The following is a 23977-nucleotide window of genomic DNA, read 5'->3' on the forward strand; positions in this document are numbered from 1 at the left end:
ATCCAGATGGCTATTTTTTAAGATTTAGTGAATAGAATGATCATCACCCGTCTATGAGCCATACCCAAAAATCTATTTTTGTGAGTACAGTTCAATAGCGGGTGATTTATTTATCTTTCATCTTAAAGAATGAGACAGACTGACTTTCGAGACATAAAAAAACCGGAGCCTTCACATGACGGCTCCGACTTTTTTATCTTCATTGATAGACCAATGATTGATTATTTTATTTTTTCTTCTCAATGTGATCTTTGAGATCTTCTTGAGCTTTTTTATTGGATTCTGCTTTTTTCTTCAACCATTCTTCTTTGGCCTTGTTAAAGTCTTTTGTTGTGACAACATCTTTAGACATTTCAAGGTATTTGTAGAATGTTCCTGTTCCTTTTGTACCAACCCATGAAGCAGCACGGCTGTATGGTACGGTCCGTTGAAGCATTGGAGAACCACCATTTGAAACAGTTGGAAGCGTAATCGAGCTATCTGTCAACCATGCTTGCGCTGCTGCATATTTTTCATAGCGTTTTCCTTGATCCAACAATTCAGCATCGGCGTCTTTCAACATGTTAGCGTATTGATCCAAACCAACTGTTGCAATGGCTGGATTGTTTGAACCTGCATCAATACCAAGATAGTAGAAGACAGAACCATTTACTGGGCTGATACTTTCGAGGTAAGTTGATGGGTCTTGGTAGTCAGGAGCCCAACCACCGCCTGAGATGTCGTAATCTCTCGCAGCCGCTGTATCGCTGAAGTAGGTGATATTTTGGAAATCATCATCCGATACCTTTTGAAGGTCCACAACGACATTGTCTGCACCAAGCGCTGACTCTACAGATTGTTTGAAGGAACTAGCTTGTTGGACCATGCTGTTGTCCACTTGGCTGACAATGTAGTCCAAATGAATTGGGAATTGAACTCCTTGTTTTTGCAATTCAGCTTTGGCTTTCGCGAATGAAGCCTTGGCTTTTTCTGGGTTGTAAAGGCTCGTTTGACCATCGGCCAGGCTCACACCCTTCCATTGATCCCCATAGGTAACCAATTGTTTTTCAACGACTTTGCCAAAATCTTCTCCATTGACTTGGACATAAGTTGGTGGCACCAAAGTGCTACGAAGGGTATTTTCAGCCGCATCAGATCCAGATACTTGTGCCGCATATGATTTGCGGTCAAAGCCAAAGTTCACTGCTTGACGGAAGTCCTTGTTCAAGATTGCTTTCTTGGTAGAAGCTTTTTGTTCATCCGTTGTTTTGGCTGTGTGGTCATACTTTTGACGGTCCAAGTTGAATCCAAGATAGTAGGATGTTCCCAATTGCAAACCGTAGACAATGTTGTCGCCAAAGTTTTTCTTAACACTCTTATAAGTCGAACTGTTTGGCATAACAGATGCAAAGGAATATTGACCTTTTTCAAAGTTCTTAATGATAGAATCTGGGTTTGATCCATCGTTAAAGGTCAATTTGACATTGTCGATATGAACATTTTTCGCATCGTAATAGTCTTTGTTCTTGACCAATTCAATCTCAGATTTTGAAGTCAATGATTTCAGGTAATATGGACCATTGTATAAGATGCTGCTAGGTTTCAAAGAACCAAAATCTTTTCCTTGAGATTTCAAGAAATCCGCATTAACTGGGAAAAGAACACCTGAGGTTGTTTTTGAGTTCCAGAAGCTTTCTGGACGAACCAAAGTATATTGGATGGTGTGGTCGTCTAAGGCTTTGACTCCAACTGTGTTAAAGTCTTTGGTTTCCCCTTTTACGTAGGCATCCAAACCTTTGATCGAATTTTGAATCAAGAAGAGACCTTCTGATTTAGACTCAACCGCGTGTTTGATCCCTGTAACAAAGTCTTGAGCCGTTACAGCACCATATTCTTCTCCTTCACTCGTATACCATTTGGCATCCTTACGAAGTTTGTAAGTATAGGTTAATCCATCTTCAGAGACAGTCCAATCTTCTGCTAGACTTGGCACAAAGTTTCCGTATCGGTCGTTTTCAAGAAGACCATCTACAAGGTTACTTGTGACATCTGAAGTTGTTGTACGAGTTGCAGCGATGTAATCCAAGGTATTTGGATCTGCTGAATAGACGAATGAGTAGGTTGCTTGATTGCTACTACCACCGCCACATGCTGCTAAAAGAAAGGCACCTGCAACAGAAACTCCTGCAAGAGCTAACAGTTTTTTTGCTTTCATCACTATCTCCTTATGTTAGATTTTCTACCATTATACACTATTTCTTAAAAAAAACCAAATTTATTTAAAAAAAGTTCGTTATTTCTGAATGAATATAATAAGATATAAAGAAAAAGCATCTTAAAATCGATCTCAAAGAAGCCGGATAGAGGAGTCTAGGCACCTACCACCAGATCCAACATAGATATCACCTTTCAATCCTTTTAATAAATATACGTTTCATTACAAAAAAAGAACCTCTGCTCTTTCGAGCAGAGGAACTGATTCCTAATCAAAATGATAGAGTTGTGGATACTGGTCACATTCAGGTTTTTTAGGATGGCAGATGGCCCGTCCAAAATAAATCATGGCTTGATGGGCCGCTAGCCATTCGCTCTTTGGCAGAACATCCATGACCCGCTTTTCAACTTCCAATGGCGTCGCTGATTTCTTGACGATATCATGGTGCTTGCAGATCCGCTCCACATGGGTATCGACAGCAAAAGCTGGAATCCCAAATCCTACACTCATAACCACATTAGCTGTCTTGCGCCCTACCCCTGCTAGACTTTCTAACTCTTCACGAGTCTGAGGCACTTGCCCATCAAAGTTGTCTAACAATTGTTGGGCACATTTTTTTAGAAATTTGGCCTTATTTCGATAGAGGCCTAATTTAGAAATATGCTTGGCGATATCGGCTTCACTGGCTGCTGCCATGGCTTGTGGGGTTGGAAAAGCCGCAAACAAACCTGGTGTCGCCTTGTTAACAGCCGCGTCTGTCGTCTGAGCTGAGAGCATGACTGCCACTAATAATTCAAAATGATTACGAAAATCCAGACTTGGCTTGGCATCTGGAAAGAGGGCGATAATTTCTTCAATCACATGACGTGCCCGTTTCTTTGATAAAACCATATTCTCTCCTTTACATTACTAGTCTTTATTATAGCATGAAAGTTCCCTATTTCTGAAAGATTCAGCTTCAAAAAAGGACTAGTCCGTAGACGAGTCCTTTTCAATTAGTCTATAAAATGAGTATGCTTGGTAATCCATTGAGTGACCTTGATATTTAACCAGAACACATAGATCCCAAATGTAATGATGGTAAAGAACCACCATTTGATCCAATTTCCAAATAACTGCATAGCCGTGCCGTCAAAGTACTGACGACGACCATCAATCACGGTATGCTTGACCTTCCAGTTATACATAATGCACACGCCCCAAGGAGCACAAATCCCAAAAGTCAATACTGTAATGAAGGTTGCTAATAAAACATGGCCAATATATGAAAATAGGCCTCCATCAAAATACGATTCACGGTACATGTTCAATCTCCCTATATTTTTTCTACACCAATCTCTTCAAGAAGGTAATCAGGGTTTGAGCAGAGCGTTCGCCAGCCTCTACGATAAATTCATCAAAAGAGATATTGGCTGCGTGATCTGCCGTATCACTCATAGCTCGAATGACCATGAAGGGACGTCCAGCTGCGTGAGCGGCTTGGGCAATGGCTGCCCCTTCCATCTCAACTGCCAAGACTTCTGGGAAATGCTCCCGAATTGCTGCGACTTTTTCTTCACTCGCGATAAAGCTATCTCCTGTTGTAATCAAGCCTACATGTGTGGTTGCAGCTTCTTCTTCCAGAACTTTTTTCATTTCTGATACGAAATAGCGACTGGATTCAAAGTAAAGTGGTTGACCTGCCATTTGACCATACTTATAACCAAAGGCTGTCACATCCACATCATGATAGGCCAATTTGTCCGCAAGGACGATATCTCCAACAGCCATCCCTGGGGCAACGGCACCTGCAGAACCCGTGTTGATAATGGCTTCCACCTTAAAATCATTGGCCAAGACTGCTACACTCATAGCAGACATGACTTTTCCGATACCACTTTCAACCAAAACGACCTCATGGCGTCCAATTGATCCTGTATAGTAGACTTTTCCAAGACGCAGATGCTTTTCCCCATTTTCAAGGGCTTCAACCAAGATCTTCAACTCCTGGGGCATGGCTGCAATAATTCCAATTTTCATGTCATTTCTCTCCTTGTGACGACCTTATAGACGCCAAATAGCAATAATCAAGGCAATGAGGAGCACAATGATCCAGAACAAAATCTTATTGAGTTTGGATTGGACCACACTTTGTTTGCGCTCTTCAATCCGACGACTCTTGGTCACTGTGGGCTCCACTTGGATCTGCACAGTATCCTGAGAATAACGCTCTTGTGGACGCTCCATACGACTCTCTCTCATAGGACGTTCATAGCCAAATCCCCTGTGGTCTGTTCGAATAATTTTCGTCTCTTCAGCATCGACCATTTTAGGACCGGTGATGTCCTCGCCTCGCCTTGCTCGTTCAATCATTTCATCGGTTAATAAAGGTTTTCCCATCGGATCCTCCTCTATTTATTGATTAAGTCCCAATATTGGATGGCCATGATGGTTTTGGCATCACAGATTTCGCCAGTTTGGATCAAATCTTTCGCTTCCTTCAAGGTCACTTCTAATAACTCTAAGGTCTCATCCGCATCTTGTGGACGTGGATTTTCCACCTTTTTCAAGTTGGTCGCACCATAAAGTTTGATCCGCTCATTACAAAATCCAATGGCAGAATAAAAATCATACAATAACTCTAGATCCGCTGTGTAGCCAATTTCTTCTTCCAATTCACGCAGAGCAGCTGCTTGGGGATCTGCATTTTCTCCCTTTTCTAACTTCCCTGCTGGAATCTCCACTGAAGTCCTTTCAATCGCCTTGCGGTACTGCTTGACCAAGATCGTTTTCCCATCTTCTGTGATCGGCAAAATCGCTACTGCTCCATTATGGAAGATTAAATCACGCTGCGCTTGGCCTTTTCCAGCGGGTAGTTCTACTTGATCAGTGACCACTTGGAAAATAGGTCCCTGATAAATCTCCTTGCGCTCAATGGTTTTTTCTTCAAATTGCATGAGAATCTCCTATTTATTTTTAGGATGGTGTGGCAAGCGAAGGGCATACTCTTCTTTATTCACTTGACGGCCACGACCAATCGCAATCGCATCAGCTGGTACATCCTTGGTAATGGTTGATCCAGCACCGACTAAGGAATTGTCGCCTAATTCAACTGGCGCAATAATCGTCGAATTGGATCCGACAAAGACATTGTTTCCAATCGTCGTTTTAAACTTGTGTTGGCCATCATAATTCACTGTGATGGTTCCTGCACCAAAATTAACGTTGCTGCCGATTTCACAGTTGCCGATGTATGTCAAATGACCTGCTTTGGTATTTTCGCCAATAGACGAACCTTTGACTTCGACAAAGTTTCCAATATGGACATCTTTGGCGAGGCTAGAACCTGGACGAATATGAGCAAATGGTCCTACCGTTACGCCATCGGCTACCGTGCTCTCTTCAATCATAGAGTTGGTGATGACAGCACCTGCACCAATTTCACTGTCCACGATATAGGTGCCATTGGTTAAAACGGTCTCAGCCCCAATTTTTGTGTGCCCTTTTAGGGTAACATTGGCTTCGATTTGCACTTCTGGTGCGATCTCAACATCGACATCGATATAGGCCGCATCTGGATTAACAAAGCTCACTCCATTGACCATGTGGGCTTGGTTAATGCGACGACGCATGATGCCTTCTGCTGTTGCAAGGGCCACGCGGTCGTTAACCCCGAGACTTTCATCAAAATCTTTGAGCGTATAGGCCCCAACTTTTTCACCAGCTTCACGGAAAATACCGATGACATCCGTGATATAGTATTCACCTTGGGCATTGTTGGTATTGATATTTTTCAATGCTTCAAAGAGGCGCGCATTGTCAAAGATATAAGTCCCTGTATTGATTTCTTTAATTTGTTTTTCAAAATCTGTCGCATCTTTTTGCTCAACAATTCGAAGCACTTCCGCATTATCATTGCGGACAATCCGACCATAGCCAAATGGATTGGCTGCTTCTGCTGTCAGAATCGTTGCCACATTCTTGTGGTTGATATGAAAGTCAATCAAGTGTTTGAGGCTTTCACCCGTAATCAAAGGAGTATCCCCTGCAATGACAAGAGTATGGCCTTCAAGACCTTCCAAGACTGGCTCTGCCATCATGACCGCATGACCAGTTCCTAATTGCTCTGTTTGCTTAACAAACTCTGTTTGTCCCGCTAAGACTTGCTCCACCAATTCCGCCTTGTGGCCCACAACCGTTACAGTCTTCTCAGGTGAGATGGCTCCAACACTACGGAAGACATGCTCCAACATAGAGATCCCAGCAACCTTGTGAAGAACCTTAGGCAAATCTGACTTCATACGGGTACCTTTCCCCGCCGCTAAAATAATGGCATAATTTGGCATAACATTTCTCTTTTCTGTACAATATCGCTTACATTATACCATTTTTTAGCCCTTTTGGAAAATAAGACCCAAATCCAAGGGAGTGGGAAAGAACTTCGACTAATTAAATAAAAGTTGAAAAGGTTCCCCAAACCTTCTCAATTTTCCCACCCCCGCACAGCTCCAACAGTCTGGGAGACTGTTGGAGGTTGCAGATAAAGAAAACATTGTTTTCCATCTTCATAGGTCATCTTTGGAGCTAAATAGCGAACAAAGACTTAGGAACCTTGCTTCGCAAGTCATATCCACCACCTAAAAGCAGTGCTTTGAGCAATCAACCACTGCGTCATACAGTTATTCCTATTAAACATCGAAGGCTGGACAGTTTTTGCCCAGCCTAGTTCTATAATGGATAAACCTTGCGAAATTCTTCTAAAACCACCTTGCTGTCAGGTGTAAACGTCAAACCTGCTTCCTCCAGCCACTCCGTGAAAAACTCCTCATGAACCTGACGCCAATAAGCCAGAGATTTGTCTCCTTCACCTTCCTTATAGGCATGGTCAGCTGACACTTGATGAAAAGGCTGAACGGAAACCTTTGTAATTTCGACAATGCAAACAGCCTGATCTTGACTCTCTAAAATGACATCAAAGGTCCCTTCTTGGGGAAGGGATTCGTCCTCTACTGCGTAAAGATCGTAGGCTGAGGCTGTTGCTGTTTTTTCGCCTTTAAAGACCAGTTCCGCTAAAAGGTCTGGGTCCACTCCAAAAGCCCAGGCATCTATCTCATCTCCGATAGAGGGGTTGATTTGCTTGTAGGCATTCCACATTTCTTGCGGTGTCATGGGTTCTCCTTTGTAATTTTTTACTTTCTTCTTTTATATGTTTAAGATGGTCTGGATGGTCAATTTCTAAATCAAAAATCTCTGGAATAGAGCTGTAATGGAGAATACATTCGATACCCATCTGATTCATTTTTTGTATGAAAGAAGTATTCAGATAGCCTGCTACAGCAAAATCAATCTTGTTCTTCCTTGCTTTATCCTGCATCTGTCTCAACATATCTAACATAATTGGACTTTCTATATCATGCCATTGACTATTTCTCACAGTCGCAAAAACAAAAGAAGTCAAATCATTCATTCCCACTACAATCTTTGAAATACCAGTTTCCAGTATCCTGTCCAAGTCAAAATAAGCTGATGGTAATTCAATCATTGTTCCAACTTTTCCAGTAAAACCATGCTGGCGCAATACTGTAATAGCTTGTTTTAATTGTTCGGCATCATTGACAAAAGGAAAAATAACAGACAGATTGGGATTGGTTTGAAAAACTTCGGTAACAACATTTGTCTCAGCCTGAAATTCATCTGGACACGCCAACAAATGCCTGATACCTCTGTATCCAAATAAGGGGTGGCGTTCGTCAAAATACTCTTTAGTCCCGTCTAGAATATTTGCTTCTGCATTTGTTAACTCTGAAAAGCGATACCAGACTTCTTCATCTGAGTACAAATGACAAATAGTGTCTAGATAATCTTTCACAAATTGCTGACAATTTGGTAATAGTATGTTTTGGTTTAGTTCTCTCAACAAGTATTCCCCACGAATCAAGCCGACGTGGTGCAATAAATGGGGATAAACTTTTTCAACAATTTTTTCGCCACTAAGACCTAGTTGATTTTGCATGTTCATTCACCTCGTCTTAAAAGATACAATATCAGATATCATTATATGATACTTTCCTCTAGTTCAAAAGCTTCATAAGGTTCAACTAATTCGTATCCTAAAAATTCTGCTACTTTTTTAGAAGCCTCGTTATGAGCATCCCAAAGTGGGAACATTTCTCTATTTAAAGCCTCTAGAATCATTGCAGCACCAAGTTTTTTAGCAAATCCATTTCCTTGTTTGTCTGGTCTAGTTGCAACTTCCACTTCAACTGCTCCGTGGTAAACTAACCCTGAGGAAATCCCAGCAATCAGTTCATTATTTTTAAGAATAACAAAGCCAAATCCACCTTTTAAAGCAAAATCCTGGTAGGACTCAAAATCCCCCTGTAAATCTTGTGACCATTCTTCCTCAGAAAGATAGTTATAAATACGATTGTCAATAGGTACAATATTGTAACCTTCCTCTAAATGAGTAACTAGATCATTTAGAAATTCAACTTGAAAATTTGCCTTATCCTTAAAAGAATAGCGAGTAAAAGAAATTAACCCCACTTGCCGATGCAGAAAATCTTGCCATTTAGTGTCTTCTGAAATAATAATCTTATAATCTAAACCATATTGCCTAACAAAGTCTTCCCAAAATCTGGGATCCAACTCCCCTGCTAGGTATAGAAAATTCCCAATATCATAAAAGCTCGTTGTCCAATCACTGTTTCGATAAACAGTTCCAATTTGAGATTTAAGACCATAGAGAACCATATATTTCTTCCATGTTTTAAATAGTTCCATTCTCCCTCTATTTTACCTTCCAATTTCTATAGCTTGTCAGTTCTAATTCTGGAAATCCTCCTAACTCTGCCTTCACCTTCAATACTAAAGGAGAAGCATTGTCTTCAGTAATTTCTTCCACATTCAACCAAACTGCATTTGCTGAATCATTGCTTCCATCAAGAACCTCCTGAGGAAGGGATTGTTGAGGGCCTTCGAAATCGAGTACGATATCATAAAAGGCCATGATATGGTGTACAGCGAAATCTTTGCCCTCTTCTTGAACCATCACGTCATACATCCTAGGATTAGCGTATCTGCTAATCGTATAGCCCGTCTCTTCCAGAACTTCTCGCTTGAGTGTTTCAGTCAGCCCTTCCCCTAGTTCCTGGCTACCACCCGGTAGATCAAAACGCTGTTGATAGGGGCCTCTTGTTTTTTCAATGCAAAGTAATTTCCCGTCTTGAAGACAGATTCCGTATACACCAAAGTGTTTTTTGATTTCCATCAAATCCTCTACTTTCATTCAAAGCTCAGTCGATAGTGAAACCAGTATAGCTATTCTTTTTGCAACACCATCTCTTATTGACCCTAATCATTTCTTCTCTATTGATTTAATACCTTTTCAATATCAATTTTAGTAATTTTTCTAGATACCAATAATCCTGCAAAAACTGAAGTGAGTATCCCTATTAATACCGGGAACAACAATCTGGTAAGTTCAATATCTAGTGGTAATCCACTCAAAAAGATGATCAAATAAGAAATAGCAATTCCTATCACCAATCCCGCGCTTGTACCTCGTACTCCCATCATAAAGCTTTCAAATAAATATATTCTTTTTATCTGTCGATCAGATGCACCGATGATTTTAAAAGTTGCGATCTGTTTATGATTCTCCTGAATGGTAATAGCTAGAATATTGATGATATTAATAATCGCTACAATAGAGATAAGAACTATGATTAAGAGGATAAAAAGGTCGATGTAGGAAAACCATCTGGATAGCATATTGATAACATCCTGTTGTGTTGCTACAACAACATCTAATCCTGTTCCTGATAAAGATTGTTTTAAATTTTCATTTTTTAAAACAGTCTTTTCTATCTTGTTTGCTACTTCATTTAAATCGGTTCCATTTTTTACAGTAGCATTCAGATAGTAATACTTATTTGATGAAACGCTACTACTTTTTACATTGATTGCCATCATTTGATTTATTTCTGTTGGCAAGGTAGAAAATAACTGCGCTTCTTGCTTGTCTATAATGCCAGAAATTACAAACTTTTCATAATGATTATCAATCTTAATAGTCACCGTATCTCCGACATTCATTGATGTAGCCTTGTGTACGGAATCTCCGATTAATATTTCATTGTCCTTCTCTGGAAATTTCCCTTCAGCAATTCTAATATTCAGGTTTTTTAAATACTTTTCTTCTAAACAATGGATGGTATTGGAAACCGATGTTTTGCCATTTTGGAATTTGATATCATCCGTAAATAGTAGTTTCACACCTGTAATATTTTTTACTTCATCAATTTTTTTAACTCGATCAATATCATCACTAGAAAATAAAGGTAAAGCTTTATAATTCAGAGAATTTTCTTTATTACCAAAGGCAACAGTAACAACATTTTTATTTGCTACAGTCATTTCTTTAATCATTTTATTATTGAAAGAATTAGAAATGAGCATCACTAAAACAATTAGCAAAACAGAGATCGCTATTGACAGTCGAACTAATCTATATCTTCGTTTGTTAACTTCTAAATCTCTTTTAGCAATGAATAATATGGAATGATTCATTTTATCATCTCCTTACGTACTCAATTTTGCCATCAACAACTGTGCAAATAGACTGCATACTATTCGCCACCTTATCACTATGAGTTACTATTATAATCGTGATACCTAACTCCTCATTGATCCGCTTCAACAATTCTATTATATTTTGTTCGTTAGCAGCGTCTAAATTACCAGTAGGTTCATCTGCTATCAATATTTCTGGATTATTAATAAGAGCTCTTGCCAAGGCAACTCTTTGTTTTTCACCTCCACTAATCTTATCAATACTCTTGCTTAACATTTCCTTTGAAAGACCTAGAGTGTTACAAATTTCGTTAATGTTATTCTCTCCATTTTCAAAAAAATATCTTGGAAGTAGAATATTCTCTTTCACCGTGAAACCTGAAATCAAATTAAAGTTTTGGAAGACACAGCCAATATTCCTACGCCTTACCTTACTCAAATTTTTCATATCTAAAATGGAACTACCACAGACTAAGATATCCCCCTCATTTAAACTGGTAATCCCTAATATTAATTTAACAAGAGTAGTTTTTCCTAATCCAGAACGGCCAACTATTGCAGTCGTGCTACCTTTTTTAAATTCAAAATTACAATTTTTGAAAATATATCTGACATTCGATCCATCACTAAAACATTTAGTAACATTCACTAATTTAATCATGACTTCACCTTCATTCCACAATAACTTAGCAAATCAGTTATACTATTCGTTTCTTCTAAAACAATCTCTTAAGGTTTCAGGTAGAGCCCATTCAAAAAGTTCTTCTGAACTTACCCTCAGTTATCTTCATAATTGTTATTATCCCTGTCTTTTTTTGGTGAAAAAGGCTAGATCTCCATCGTGACCAATCATAAAGAAATCTGATTCATCCTGATCACTCTGGTAGGTTTAATTTCGTTCAGTAAGATCTTCTTTAGCATAGAGGTAAATACCTGTCTCACCACTGTCCTAACTTAATTGTTCACCTAGGTTTGATCCTCTTTCAGTAAGGAAAAAACAATTACATTTCTTAGCAAGATTTCAACTCTTGCTTTTTCATCCTCCTACTTCAAACTCCAACCACCATCAATGGTAAGGATTTGTCCTTGCATGGCAGATGCCTTCCCGCTAGCCAAAAAGAGGCTGACTTCTGCTACTTCTTCTGGATTAATCCAGCGCTTGATCGGCGTCTCACTGGCTACCCAGTCAGCCAATCCACCTGGTTCAAAATCCGCTGCGGTCATGCCTGTTTTGACAGCCCCAGGAGCAATCCCAAAGACCTGAATACCAGCTTCTGCATAATCCAGGGCCAACTGTTTGGTAAATCCTGCTAAGGCATGCTTGGACGAGGTATAAGCGTGACCGCCGCCTCCTGCCAGGCTAGAAGCAATGGAGCACATATTGATGATGATACCTTGCTTCTTCTCCAACATTTGAGTCAGATAATGCCGCGTCAGCTCCACCGGGGTCACATAGTTGATCTCAAAGATCTCCTGAATCTCCTGAGCGCTTTGCTCCAGAAGCGGTTTGTAATCATCCAAAACTCCGGCTGTATTGCACAAGACTTCTACCTCAGGACACCAATCAAAAATCGGCGTCAAATCAAGAGTTAAGTCCCTCTGTAAGAAGTGAAAATCACCTGCTAACTGGGGATCCGCTCCCTGGTCCACTCCATAGACCTGGTAGCCCTTTTCTAGAAAGAGTCGAGCTTGAGCTAGGCCAATCCCTGAGCTAACACCTGTAATCAAGACTCTTTTAGTCATGGACTTCCACCCAATCTGTCGCTAAAACATCACAAGGTGTTGGACTCCACATGGAGAAACCTTCACCCTCACCAGACACGTTGATGAGGAAATAAGGGGTCACTTCCAGAGCCACCCCATTTTGCTCAATGGTATCAAAGAGTTGGACGTAGTTTTCTGCTCCACCCCATCCTGTTCGCACATATTTTTTCTTAGCCTTTAAGCCTGGTAAAATCTCTTCAAATGTCATGTTTTTTCTCCTTTGTTATCTAGTTAACTTTCTCCCTTTATTATACCAAAAAAAGAGCTTTCTCTATGTAAAAAGCCAGAGTTCTTCTACTCTAGCTTTCATCTTTTATTGATTTTCTTCTGAATGGCGATACCCATAACCGAAATAAATTCCGACCCCGATCAAGAGAGCAACTCCGAAGGCCAGCCAGGTCGATAGGGAATACTGGGTCATAAAGGACAGACAGACCACAATCGACAGGATTGGCAAGACTGGAACCAATGGCGTTTTAAATTCACCAGGTCCAGGAGCCCCGTGTTCCTTGCGCAATTTCAAGAGGGCAAAGGCCAACATAACTAGGTAAGCCAAGGTACAAATATTTAAGAAGGAAGCGATACTGGCTAGTGGAAAGACTCCACCAGCAATAGCAGCCATCGATCCAGCTACTAGTGTTGCATTTTTGGGAATTCTAGTTTTTGGATCAAGTTGTTTCATAGCTTTTGGCAGGAGACCATCCCGCGCCAAACTGTAAATCATCCGTGAGAGGGCAAAGGTCATGGAAATGCAGACGGTAATTAGGGTCAAAATCGCTACCAGCGATACATAATTTCCAGCCCAGCCGGCTCCGACCTGACGAAGAGCAAAGGCAACCGCATCTTCTACATTTAAGTTCTTAAAAGGAACCATACCTGTCAAAACCAGGGTGACCAAAATATAAAGAACCGTTGTGATCAAAAGACTAAGGACAATGCCTCGAGGGACGTTCTTTTGTGGTTCCTTGATTTCATCGACCGCCATGGAAATGGACTCAAAACCAAGAAAGGCAAAGAACATGAGCGAAGCTCCAGCTATAATCCCTGTCTGACCACCATAGATTTCGCCAAATCCATACGGAGCAAAGTTTGCCCAGTTGCCAGGATTTAGGTGAAAAATCCCGACAAGAATAAACAAGGCAAGAGCGGAAAACTTGAGTAAGACCAACAAGGAATTAAAGCGTAAGACCGCTTTTGCATTCATAAGGACTAAGGCTGTGACGAGGACCATGACCAAAATAGGCAAGAGATCCACATAAGTTCCCTTAGCTGGATCAAAAGTCCCGTTTAAAGCTGTCGGCAGGCTCCAGCCAAGATTGGCCAACAAGCCCTTGAAATACGCGGCCCAACCTGAAGCCACCCCTGATACGGCGGTCATGAATTCCATCACGGTCAACCAACCAGCAATCCAGGCTGGAAACTCTCCAAAGATGGCATAGAGGTAACTATAGGCTCCACCGGTTGAAGGGATGCGAGACGCAAACTCAGCAAAGAAGAGGGCAGATAAGCCAACGCAAAAAGCAGCAATCACAATCGAAATAATCAAGGCTGGACCAGCTAAATTCGCTGCTGCTGTTCCCGTAATTGTGAAGATTCCTGTCCCCACCATGGCACCGATTCCTAAAATAATCAAATCCCACAATCGTAAATGGCGATTTAGACCCGGGTGTACTTGCCCAAGTCCCTTTTTTCGAAATAGATTCATGCATATTCTCCCATCTAATGAGTTTATTCTATCATACTTGGACAAGAAAGAGAGTGGGACAGAAATCGGTAATTCGTCAGAATTCGATTTCATCGTCCCACCTCCGCACAGTTGAGTAGGGCTGTAAAAGCTGATGAAATCAGCGTATTAGAGCCCACTCAACCACTGCATCTTGCTCGACATCCAAAAACAATTGAGAGGCTAGGACTTTTGTCCCAGCCCCCCTTTTCTTACTATTTATCACTTTCCGTCCTATTCTTTTTCAAAGCACGAATCGTAAACCAATAATAAATAACCAACCCAAAGACGATGATCACTGTGGGCAGAAGAACCGTCATACCAAGATTCTGAACTCCTTGTGCCAAGGTCCAGCGATGTAAGAATCCAACCACTAAAAAGGCGACGATAGGAAAGATGAAAGCTCGTCCAAACTCTTCTTTCCATTGCCAAAGAATGAGAGCTCCGCTAGACCCTGTCATGAGAAGAGCATCCCAAGGACTAGGGACTACAAACCATGCAAGAGCTGGCAAGAAACGGACCCCCACTATTTCACCAACAAAATAGAATCCTAGAACTAGAACAAATGCTACATAAATTGCTTTTTTCGCTTTTTCTTCCGCAAAAATGAGGCGACGAAGGAGATAGAAGATTATCCCAACAGCTAGGAGTCCCAAAATGATGTCGGTTAAATAGACTAGTGGCTTGAGCACAAGGACCGCTTGAGAAGCAAAATCACTTAGGAGGCGATAAAAAATCACAATACCTGAAAAGATAGCCCCATATTTCAAAACAGACCGTGTCGATTCTTTGGGCATATTTTCGATGATTTGGTCTGCCATTCCCTTTGGATCAAGGCCAAAATAATCCTTTGCCGTGAGGCCATCCGCTCCTGCTTGCGAAAAGTCAAGTGCTAGATTATAGACCTGCTCTCTTAAGGCTTTCTCCTCATATAAGAAACCTGCAAGATTGAAATAATCCCAGAGATCTTGGAAATAAACTTGATCCTCTTGGCTAAAAGTTTTCATCAAGGCCTGCGTTTCTTCAAAATACATTGCTGATTTCATGCTTCTTCCTTCTTTCTTTGGAGACAAAATACAACAAGGGTCAGGACTAGTCCCATGAGAGGAAGGAGCCAGCCTATTAAATGAGCAGTTTCCTGATTCACGAGACGCATCCAGCATCCAGTAACTAGGAAAGTCAGGCCCATGACTAGTAGACTCGTCATCAAACGCTCCCTGCTTCTATAGGCCATAACTGCAAACCCAAGTAAGACTAGGACAGAGAGAACAATCGCCCAACCATCTGATAAGAAGAGACTCCCAATGTGGCCAAAATAGATCGAAAATAGTCGTACGATGTTCAGAAACACCATCAGGCTGATCACACTGATAAAAGTAGCCCAAGGCCACTTCATTTCTCCATAGCTCTGTTTGGACCAAAGCCACGTGATAAACTGGCTGAACACCAAGAAATTGAGGAGAATGACAACATAGGTCAAAGGTTCGATTTTCAGTGGTGTCATCCAGGTAAAATCCATTAAATAACGCATGCCAACCAAGATCACTCCAAGTAGGAAGACGAGTCCCACATAAGATCCTAGAGAGCGTTTAGGCAAATCTGAAAGAACTTGGTCCACCATAGCCCGTGGATCCTTTCCAAAATAATCCACTGCCCGAATGCCTTCTTTCTCAGCAACTTTTAGGTCGCAAACCATATTGTAGAGTTGTTCACCGAGTGCTTCATCATCATAAAAATAGGACTTAGCCCCAATATAAGCGACCATTGTTTTCACATAGGCTTGATCCTCTTTATTTAAATGAATCAACTCATCTGACATTTTTTCTGTATAACTTTCTACCATTCGTCCCCCTCCTTCTTGATACGTTCTACTTTTGTGACTAGCTCCTGCCACTGGTCCCAAAATTCCCCTAAACGCTCTTTTCCAGCATCACTGAGTGAAAAATACTTACGATCAGGACCATCTGGAGACGGCCTCATTTCCCCATGAATAACCCCTTGTTTTTCTAACTTTTGAAGCAGGGGATAAATGGTCCCAGCGACAATCTTATCAAATCCCATCTCTTTGAGACTTTGGATCAATTCGTAGCCATAGATAGGCTTTTTGGAAATAATCTCCAGCACACAGCCTTCCAAGACTCCCTTTAGTAATTGGGACTCTTTCATCCTTCTCACCTCTTTCTTCACATTTTAACTAGTTTGTTTTACATACTAGCCTTTTCACTATCAGTATACTCTTTCTCGACTAGTATGTAAAGCAAAATAGTAACTTATTTTTTAAAAATTTTTATTCCTTAAAAACCCCTTAAAATCAGGGGTTTTACTGTATACGGGTGTTTAAATATACAAAAAAAGTTCAAAAAACACTTTATTTTGTAGATTGATTGGAGTATAATAATTAAAATTATTCAAAAGGAGACACGAATATGAAAAAATCGAAGCTTGCTCTTTTAGCAGGTGTCGCCGCGGCTTCAACGCTTTTCCTTGCTGCATGTGGCTCATCTTCTAATGCGTCAAAAGGGACTACCTACAACTACGTGTATGGTACAGACCCTGATTCCTTGAACTATTTGACTTCAAATCGTTCAACTACAAGCGACATTACAACCAACTTGGTCGATGGTTTGTTTGAAAACGATCAATACGGTAACTTAGTGCCTGCTCTTGCTGAGGACTGGTCCGTTTCAAAAGATGGTCTGACTTATACTTACAAGCTTCGAAAAGATGCGAAGTGGTATGATTCAGAAGGAAATGAATACGCTGACGTCACTGCACAAGATTTCGTGACATCTCTAAAATACGTAGCAGATAAAAAATCGGATGCTCTTTACTTGGTTCAAAACTCAGTCAAAGGCTTGGATGACTATGTAAACGGGAAAACCAAAGACTTCTCAACCGTTGGGGTAAAAGCTGTTGATGATCACACTCTTCAATACACTTTGAACCAACCAGAATCTTTCTGGAATTCTAAATTGACGACTGCTACCATGATGCCAGTTAATGAAAAATTCTTGGAATCAGCTGGGAAAGACTTTGGTAGCGTGAAACCAAATGGTATCCTCTACAATGGTCCATACATTTTGAAATCCTTCACTTCAAAATCACAAATCGAGTTGGATAAAAACCCTGATTACTACGACAAGAAAAATGTTCACATCGATACGGTTAAATTGACTTACTTCGATGGATCTGACCAAGACTATCTTGCTCGTAACTTCTCAGACGGTAACTTAACTTCTGCTCGTCTCTTCCCAACAAGCTCAACCTACAGTACGATTGAGAAGAAATTCAAGGATAACATCGTTTATTCCCCACAAGATTCTACTGTCTACTACGCTTACTTCAACGTTAACCGTCAAAACTACGGCCATACGAAGAAGACGTCTGATGAGCAAAAGAACAACACGAAGACAGCTCTTCAAAACAAAAACTTCCGTCAAGCTTTGAACTTTGCTTTAGACAGAACTTCCTACAGCGCTCAAGTGAATGGGAAAGACGGAGCATCAAAAACTCTACGTACCCTACTAGTTCCACCTACATTTGTGCAAGCCAACGGAAAAGACTTCGGTACGCTCGTTGAAGAAAAACTTGCCGCAACAGGAGATGAGTGGAAAGGTGTGAGCTTTGCTGATGCTCAAGATAGCTTGCATAATGCGGATAAAGCAAAAGCAGAACTTGAAAAAGCAAAATCTGAATTGCAATCACAAGGTGTTCAATTCCCAATCCATATCGACTATGTCGTAGACCAATCTTCTAATGCTCTTGTCCAACAAGCAGACTCTATGAAGAGTTCTATTGAAACAGCTCTTGGTAAAGACAATGTCGTGATCGATGTACAAAAATTGTCTACAGACGATGCAGACAACGCTACTTACTTCGCCCAATCACCAGATCAAAAAGACTTTGATATGGATATCACAGGTTGGGGACCTGACTTCCAAGATCCATCTACTTACTTGGATATCTTGAACCCAACAGATGGTTCAACCTTGACTGGTATGGGACTTGATCCTAAGAAAGACCAAGCGCTCATCGAAAAAATTGGTTTGAACCAATACAAAGAATTGTTGGATGCTGCTAATGCTGAAAAATTGGATACCAATGCGCGTTATGAAAAATACGCTGCTGCCCAAGCTTGGTTGACTGAAAACGCAATGGTACTTCCAATCTACTCTAAGGGTGGAGTTCCATCTATCACGAAGGTAACGCCATTCTCAGCAGCAAATTCTGCAATTGGTATTAAAGGTGAAACAAGCTTCTTCAAATACCAAAAACTTCAAGATAAGACAGTCACAACTGCTGACTACGAAAAAGCTTATAAGAATTGGTTGAAAGAAAAAGAAGAATCAAACAAAAAAGCGCAAGAAGAACTTGCAAAACACGTGAAATAATCGTGATAGAAAACACCGAGGATAAAATCCTCGGTGTTTTTGATTAAGGAAATACCTATCTTTGAAACTTTCCTTAGGTGAGTACGGACGTTAGGTGAAATTATCCAGTGGATGATTTCAGCAATCCAGGAAGTTCCATAACTTAGTTTTGGACCTAAGGTTCCAAAACTCCCGAGTGCTAGAAATACTAGTATTTCTAGCACTTTTCTAACGGCGGAAAGTTTCGGTATTTGTTTAAATAAGCTTAATAAATTAGATTATTATAATTCTTTCCGCAACACTTGGCTTGTCCTATGTAAAAAACAGTTTGTCTATTTATTGGATTTTTCATTTCTCAATCTTTTATAGACTCAGCGCTACCTCACGACAATCTTCCGATAACTTCTAGAAGTCAGAAGAAAGACGAGGATATAAGAGATGAAAAAGACAGCGCAGATGGCTAAGGTTGTTTGAAGGACCAAGCCCGCATTGTTCGCTCCTAAGAGAGCAACGATTTTTGCAATCATCTTATAGGCCACTCCTAGGTAGAGGAAGGAGAAGAATAATGGAAGGAAAAAGACGGTGAGAATCTGTTTGCGTATGGTGGTGCCGGTTTGCTTTTGGTCCAATCCTACTTGTTGCAAGATCACAAAATTTTCCCGGTCCTCATAGCCTTCTGAAATCTGTTTGTAGTAAATGACGAGAACCGTAGCCAATAGAAAGATCACAGATAGGAAAACACCAATAAAGAGGATTGTCCCTGCTGATTCACGCCACTCCTTCTCCATGCTGTATCGATCAACCCCACCAAACAAAGTCGCACCATATTGACTCATTTTGTCTGTCGAATAAAGCTCTTTGGCCATTCCAGCTATAAAATCTTGGTTTTCTTTATTTTTAGCACTAATAGAGAATTCCAAATTTTTATCAATTTTTAATCCCAGTTGGTTCAAGTCAGGGAGGACAAGATACAAGCCCATTTGGTGTTGAAACAGGTCGGCTTGAGGGAGTTTCCCTTGGATAAAATTGGAGTCTAGTTTTTGCTTAATCGCGAAGCTCTTTCCATTGATTTCTAATTGCGAGTCTAGTCTTCCAGGATACTGATACCCATAGGCTAGGATTTCATTTTCCCCAAGCTCAACTTTTTGACCCGTCAGTTGCTCATAAGTTGCCTGATCAAAAAAGTAGACTACTCCTTCTGTCTTCAATTCCTGACCAGTTTCTTGATCGGACTGGTCATAAACCTCTAACACCTTTCCACCAATCCTTCGAATGCTAGCTGACCAGTATGTTGTCTGTGCCACCTGATAATCGGACAGATGTGTCGCATCGGCCACTTTCTTAATTTGGGCTTGAACCTCCTCAATAACCGGTTCTGTTTCAGCTTCTGAAGTCATATGCCCCACACTAATATTGTAGTCCGAAGGGTACATAGTATCTAGGTAATTCTGCCCTCCAATAAAGAGATTGAGCGACCCTGTTAAGGTGACCAAGACCATGGTGGAAAGAATACTAATGGTCGCAAGGCCCGCTGCATTTTTTCGCATCCGTGCTATTAAGTTGGAGACGGATATAAAATTCTCTGGCTTGTAATAGTAGGATTTCCGACCTTTGAGAAATCTTAAAAAGGTAATGGTGCCTGCGTTGAATAAGAGATAAGTCGCAAGAATGACCAAGATAACGGCAATAAAGAATCCTTGAACCGCCGCAACCGGACGCTCTGCTGTTAGCGCTAAATAGAAAGCAATTCCTAAGAGTCCTAGTCCTAAAAGAGTTTGGACCAGCAAGAAGCGTCCTTTCTTCTCTCCTGCCTTTTTCTGTTGCATGAGGTGGAGGGAACTGTAGCGCAAGAGACGGAAAGAATTCAACAAGAGAATGAGGGCAAAAGCTAAGGCTAGCCCAAATAAAGTGTTAAGAACAGCCCCTATCTGGAAGGTCGATTGAATGACGACTGGAAGCCCCATACATTTTAAGAGGAGGGCAAAAATCAAGGGATCAAACAAGAGCCCCAAGCCCAGTCCTACTCCAACTGTGAGGATATAGAAGATAAGCAATTCCCATAAGGTCATGACGAGGAGATGCTTCTTCTCCATCCCCAAAACACTGTATAATCCCAATTCTTTGGAACGATTTTTCATAACATAGCCATTGGCATAAGCCACTAAAATGACGACGACCAGCTGGACGACGAAACAACCAAAACCAAGGACAGCTCTCGCCGTTCGTCCTCCGTAAGAAGTTTCTAAATGAGGGGTCGTTGCCAGGGCAATAAAGCTATAGAGGATCATGGTCGTTAAAATGACAGCTATAGCGAAAGGGTAATACAATTTGCGATTTTGTTTGAGGTTGGAAAGAGCCAATTTACTTGTTAATTTAAACATCACAATCCTCCTTTCCCGCCATGACCGTCAGGGTATCCGAGATTTCTTGGAACATCTGACGCTCTGTTTTTTCCCCGCGGAAGATCTGGTTGTAAAGGATCCCATCCTTGATAAAGAGCACGCGCTTGGCCCGTGCTGCGGCTGCGGTCGAGTGGGTCACCATGAGAATGGTTTGACCCATGGTATTGATATCTTCAAAGACATCTAGTAACGCAGCTGAAGACTTGGAATCCAGCGCCCCTGTTGGCTCATCGGCCAGGAGGATTTCTGGCGAGGTAATGATGGCCCGCGCTACGGCTACCCGTTGCTTTTGTCCACCAGAGATTTCGTAAGGGTATTTTTCAAGCAGTTGGTGAATGCCCAACTCTCGACTGACGCTATCCACCTTGCTCATCATTTCCTTGACCGGTCTGCGAGAAAGGACCAGAGGGAGAAGGATATTGTCCTTGACAGACAAGGTGTCGAGCAGGTTGAAATCTTGAAAGACGAAGCCTAGTTTTTCCCGGCGGAAGCTGGAGGCGTCCTTGTTCTTGATGGTTGAGGTATCTGTGCCATTGAGGTAAACCTGCCCTTCCGTCGGCTGATCCAGCATGGCCAGGATGTTGAGGAGGGTTGATTTCCCAGATCCTGATTCCCCCATGATGGCCACATATTCGCCCTTCTCAACAGTGAAGTGAATATCTTTTAGGGCTTCGACCTGCGTTCCTTGAAAGCGGGTTTTGTAGATTTTTTTGATATGTTGAACGTCTAGTAGGGTCATGGTCCATTCCTTTCTAGCTCGATAAAAGCTTCAATCGTTTTTTACAAATCTATTGTACTAAAACTGAAGCGCTTTCACCATAACATAACCTTACATTTTCCCCTTTATTTCTTACATTTTTGTAAGAAAGCAAAAATAGGCTAGGACTTGAGGTCCTAACCTATTAATTGTTTTGGGATTGTCGAGCAAGACGCAGTGGTTGAGGGCTCTACTACGCTGATTTCATCAGCTTTTACAGCCCTACTCAACTGTGCGAAGGAGGGACGACGAAATCGAATTCTAACGAATTACCGATTTCTGTCCCACTCTCTTTTTCATTTATGAATTATTCAGCTGATGAAGATGAAGAGATATAAGGTGAAATCATCTTATATGCACTTTCAAGAGCTTGTTTCATAGTGTCACGTCCAGATTTCAATTGTTGTGCAAAAGCAGTACGTCCTTGTTCAGGAACAACTGTATCATCTGAACCACCAGTTGAAAGCGCCGTATCAAATTGAGTTTTTGATTCGTCCAATGTCTTGAGAGCTGGCTCTACTTGTTGAGTATATATAGATCTATGTGATTCTGGAATTTGATCGCCAAGATCTTGAGCATATTTTTTATAGTTATCCACTAATTTACTATAAAGAGTTTTCATATCACCAATTGTTTTGGCGTTATCGATTTCTTCATCGGTCAACAAGACAATTTCTGGAATTTTAACAGAAGAGGTTGCTGATTTAGATGATTTTGATGAACTGCTTGATTTGCTTTCTGAAGTAGATGATTTTTCTACTTTGCTAGAAGAAGCTTTTGCATCTTTGCTTGATGATTCTGAAGCAGTTTTACCAGAACAAGCTGCTAACGTTGCAACTGACAAGAGAGCCACACCGGCTGTAAGAAGTTTTTTCATATTTTTTCTCCTATAAATAAAGAATGAATATATTTTAAATGATTTTCCTTCAATTGTCAAACATTTTCTGTTTTTAAATGCCTATATACTGCTAATTATCACTAGCTTTTAACATTTTTTATATCCTAAAAATTACTTCTTTTGTTGCATTTTTATTCATTCTTTGAATAAACAAAACCAGAAAAACAGTCCTTTTCTGGTTTATTCTTCTTTTTATTGATGAAGTAACTGTGTAAATTCTTCTTGAAGTTCCTTGTTGTCCGTTGGTTTTAGATACATCTTTCCTCCATTGGTCGTTGGAGAATGAAAGACAATGCCTTCTCCTGTATCTGTAATAGCAAAGAAATAACTATGCACATCTGGATACTTGTCCCAATTGCTATAGCGTTCCACGATGCGGTATTTTGCATTTCCCTGACCGGTATCTGTATAAATGGCATCCATCTTACTATTTTCCCCTAGAGTATAGAGGTTGTCTGGTCCTACATCACCGCCAGCGATGCCTTTTTGATAGTTGGGTTGGCCCATCTTTTCGCCCCAGGTCTTCATAAATTCTGCTAATTTTGCTGATTTTTCAGCATTCCAAGGCGTTTTTTCCTGGCTTTGGCTATTTCCCGCTGATGATGCGCTGTCAAAAGTTTGCCAGTCAAAAGCCTTGAGATCCAGTTTATTCTCATCCGATTTTCCAAAGAGGCTATTCAGATCTGAACCAGGTACTTGGACTTCTTCTTCCTGGACTTTGGTCGCAGCTTGAGGCGTCTTTTCTATCCGTGAAAGCACAGCTACCCCACGGCCAGTTCCTGACATCCAGCTGACTTCTAAGACTTCTCCTCCCTGATAGAGGGTCGTCGCATTGCGCGCTCCACCGTGTCCAGCGACGAAACCTTCAGCTAGCAGAGTCGGTTTTTGGTCCTTGAGGTAATAAACTCCTGTCACAAAGTAGCTTCCATCGGTCTGCTGATTGGCGATGATCATCTCATCTACCCCATCGTTATTTAAGTCCTTAAAGGCATAGCGAACAGCTTCTGGCTGATTGATGATAGTCTCGATCACCCAGCTATTGATCATCCGATCTTCTTTAGCTAATGCATCATTCAATTTGGAAATGGCATCTAAATCTTTTGAAGTGGCAAAAATCTTTTGGTAGTCTGAAAAAACATACTGGTATAATTGTTTGTTATCTGCTTTTTTCGCTTGTTTCTTTGCTGAAGTCTGGCTCGTTGCAGCCTCTTTTTTGGGACTGGACTGGCGTTGGTATCTCTGGTAACATCCTGTTAACATGACCATACTCGAAGCCACTAAGCCCAATTGAATCCATTTTTTTATTTTCATCTTAT

Annotated in this window: 24 protein-coding genes; 1 reads left to right on the plus strand and 23 read right to left on the minus strand. The window is 41.0% G+C overall.

Going from position 1 to position 23977, the window contains the following annotated elements; all coding sequences use genetic code 11:
- Positions 1-226 precede the first annotated feature (226 nt).
- The 19 genes from HMPREF3002_RS09095 to HMPREF3002_RS09185 all read right to left on the minus strand — a co-directional run bounded on the left by HMPREF3002_RS09095 (position 227) and on the right by HMPREF3002_RS09185 (position 16400).
- On the minus strand, positions 227-2194 hold the full coding sequence (locus HMPREF3002_RS09095) for a peptide ABC transporter substrate-binding protein (RefSeq protein ID WP_070666322.1): 1968 nt from the start codon (positions 2192-2194) through the stop codon (positions 227-229).
- A 267-nt stretch (positions 2195-2461) separates the two neighbouring features.
- Entirely contained in the window at positions 2462-3085 is a 624-nt protein-coding gene (nth, locus tag HMPREF3002_RS09100; protein ID WP_070666325.1) for an endonuclease III, read from the minus strand.
- Between the two features lie 104 nt (positions 3086-3189).
- Positions 3190-3498, minus strand: a complete 309-nt coding sequence (locus tag HMPREF3002_RS09105) for a YjgN family protein (protein ID WP_070594428.1) — start codon at positions 3496-3498, stop codon at positions 3190-3192.
- Between the two features lie 22 nt (positions 3499-3520).
- Complete coding sequence (locus tag HMPREF3002_RS09110; protein WP_021152843.1) at positions 3521-4213, minus strand: 5'-methylthioadenosine/adenosylhomocysteine nucleosidase; 693 nt, start codon at positions 4211-4213, stop codon at positions 3521-3523.
- 24 nt (positions 4214-4237) lie between these two features.
- Complete coding sequence (gene macP / locus HMPREF3002_RS09115) at positions 4238-4573, minus strand: cell wall synthase accessory phosphoprotein MacP (RefSeq protein ID WP_003006241.1); 336 nt, start codon at positions 4571-4573, stop codon at positions 4238-4240.
- Positions 4574-4584: 11 nt separating this feature from the next.
- Positions 4585-5130, minus strand: coding sequence for an NUDIX hydrolase (locus HMPREF3002_RS09120; protein ID WP_070666328.1), 546 nt, complete (start codon positions 5128-5130; stop codon positions 4585-4587).
- A gap of 9 nt (positions 5131-5139) precedes the next feature.
- Positions 5140-6519, minus strand: coding sequence for a bifunctional UDP-N-acetylglucosamine diphosphorylase/glucosamine-1-phosphate N-acetyltransferase GlmU (glmU, locus tag HMPREF3002_RS09125; protein WP_070666331.1), 1380 nt, complete (start codon positions 6517-6519; stop codon positions 5140-5142).
- A 382-nt stretch (positions 6520-6901) separates the two neighbouring features.
- Positions 6902-7342 (minus strand): ASCH domain-containing protein, encoded by a 441-nt coding sequence (locus tag HMPREF3002_RS09130; protein ID WP_070666334.1) that lies wholly within the window; start codon positions 7340-7342, stop codon positions 6902-6904.
- Positions 7284-8186 (minus strand): putative PEP-binding protein, encoded by a 903-nt coding sequence (locus HMPREF3002_RS09135; RefSeq protein WP_070666337.1) that lies wholly within the window; start codon positions 8184-8186, stop codon positions 7284-7286. The genes HMPREF3002_RS09130 and HMPREF3002_RS09135 overlap by 59 nt, the downstream gene beginning before the upstream one ends.
- 41 nt (positions 8187-8227) lie before the next feature.
- On the minus strand, positions 8228-8956 hold the full coding sequence (locus HMPREF3002_RS09140) for a GNAT family N-acetyltransferase (protein WP_070666340.1): 729 nt from the start codon (positions 8954-8956) through the stop codon (positions 8228-8230).
- Positions 8957-8963: 7 nt separating this feature from the next.
- Positions 8964-9443, minus strand: coding sequence for an NUDIX hydrolase (locus HMPREF3002_RS09145; protein ID WP_070666343.1), 480 nt, complete (start codon positions 9441-9443; stop codon positions 8964-8966).
- Positions 9444-9541: 98 nt separating this feature from the next.
- On the minus strand, positions 9542-10744 hold the full coding sequence (locus HMPREF3002_RS09150; RefSeq protein ID WP_070666346.1) for an ABC transporter permease: 1203 nt from the start codon (positions 10742-10744) through the stop codon (positions 9542-9544).
- 4 nt (positions 10745-10748) lie between these two features.
- On the minus strand, positions 10749-11408 hold the full coding sequence (locus tag HMPREF3002_RS09155; RefSeq protein ID WP_024055043.1) for an ABC transporter ATP-binding protein: 660 nt from the start codon (positions 11406-11408) through the stop codon (positions 10749-10751).
- A 383-nt stretch (positions 11409-11791) separates the two neighbouring features.
- Positions 11792-12490 (minus strand): 3-oxoacyl-ACP reductase, encoded by a 699-nt coding sequence (locus HMPREF3002_RS09160; protein ID WP_049474267.1) that lies wholly within the window; start codon positions 12488-12490, stop codon positions 11792-11794.
- Positions 12483-12719, minus strand: coding sequence for a DUF2829 domain-containing protein (locus HMPREF3002_RS09165; RefSeq protein ID WP_000141913.1), 237 nt, complete (start codon positions 12717-12719; stop codon positions 12483-12485). Before HMPREF3002_RS09165 ends, HMPREF3002_RS09160 begins: the two co-directional genes overlap by 8 nt.
- Positions 12720-12824: 105 nt before the next feature.
- Positions 12825-14216, minus strand: a complete 1392-nt coding sequence (locus HMPREF3002_RS09170; RefSeq protein WP_049506617.1) for an APC family permease — start codon at positions 14214-14216, stop codon at positions 12825-12827.
- Positions 14217-14449: 233 nt separating this feature from the next.
- Positions 14450-15280: a hypothetical protein gene (locus HMPREF3002_RS09175; RefSeq protein ID WP_049506616.1), complete on the minus strand. Its 831-nt coding sequence runs from the start codon at positions 15278-15280 to the stop codon at positions 14450-14452.
- Complete coding sequence (locus HMPREF3002_RS09180; protein WP_070666350.1) at positions 15277-16077, minus strand: hypothetical protein; 801 nt, start codon at positions 16075-16077, stop codon at positions 15277-15279. The genes HMPREF3002_RS09175 and HMPREF3002_RS09180 overlap by 4 nt, the downstream gene beginning before the upstream one ends.
- A complete protein-coding gene (locus HMPREF3002_RS09185; protein WP_070666354.1) occupies positions 16071-16400 on the minus strand; it encodes a PadR family transcriptional regulator in 330 nt (109 codons plus the stop codon). The genes HMPREF3002_RS09180 and HMPREF3002_RS09185 overlap by 7 nt, the downstream gene beginning before the upstream one ends.
- Positions 16401-16660: 260 nt before the next feature.
- Between HMPREF3002_RS09185 and HMPREF3002_RS09190 the strand changes: the two genes are divergently transcribed.
- Positions 16661-18625: a peptide ABC transporter substrate-binding protein gene (locus tag HMPREF3002_RS09190; protein ID WP_070666357.1), complete on the plus strand. Its 1965-nt coding sequence runs from the start codon at positions 16661-16663 to the stop codon at positions 18623-18625.
- A 356-nt stretch (positions 18626-18981) separates the two neighbouring features.
- On the opposite strand, the gene HMPREF3002_RS09195 is transcribed toward HMPREF3002_RS09190, so the two are convergent.
- The 4 genes from HMPREF3002_RS09195 to HMPREF3002_RS09210 all read right to left on the minus strand — a co-directional run bounded on the left by HMPREF3002_RS09195 (position 18982) and on the right by HMPREF3002_RS09210 (position 23972).
- Positions 18982-20985, minus strand: a complete 2004-nt coding sequence (locus HMPREF3002_RS09195; RefSeq protein ID WP_070666360.1) for an FtsX-like permease family protein — start codon at positions 20983-20985, stop codon at positions 18982-18984.
- A complete protein-coding gene (locus HMPREF3002_RS09200) occupies positions 20978-21745 on the minus strand; it encodes an ABC transporter ATP-binding protein (RefSeq protein WP_049486379.1) in 768 nt (255 codons plus the stop codon). Before HMPREF3002_RS09200 ends, HMPREF3002_RS09195 begins: the two co-directional genes overlap by 8 nt.
- A gap of 325 nt (positions 21746-22070) precedes the next feature.
- Positions 22071-22640, minus strand: coding sequence for a hypothetical protein (locus HMPREF3002_RS09205; RefSeq protein WP_003006147.1), 570 nt, complete (start codon positions 22638-22640; stop codon positions 22071-22073).
- A gap of 213 nt (positions 22641-22853) precedes the next feature.
- Positions 22854-23972 carry a DUF4767 domain-containing protein gene (locus tag HMPREF3002_RS09210; RefSeq protein ID WP_070666363.1) on the minus strand — a complete coding sequence of 373 codons (1119 nt, stop codon included), beginning with the start codon at positions 23970-23972 and terminating at the stop codon, positions 22854-22856.
- Positions 23973-23977 lie beyond the last annotated feature (5 nt).

This window comes from Streptococcus sp. HMSC065E03 (assembly GCF_001815045.1).
GTDB lineage: Bacteria > Bacillota > Bacilli > Lactobacillales > Streptococcaceae > Streptococcus > Streptococcus parasanguinis_AD.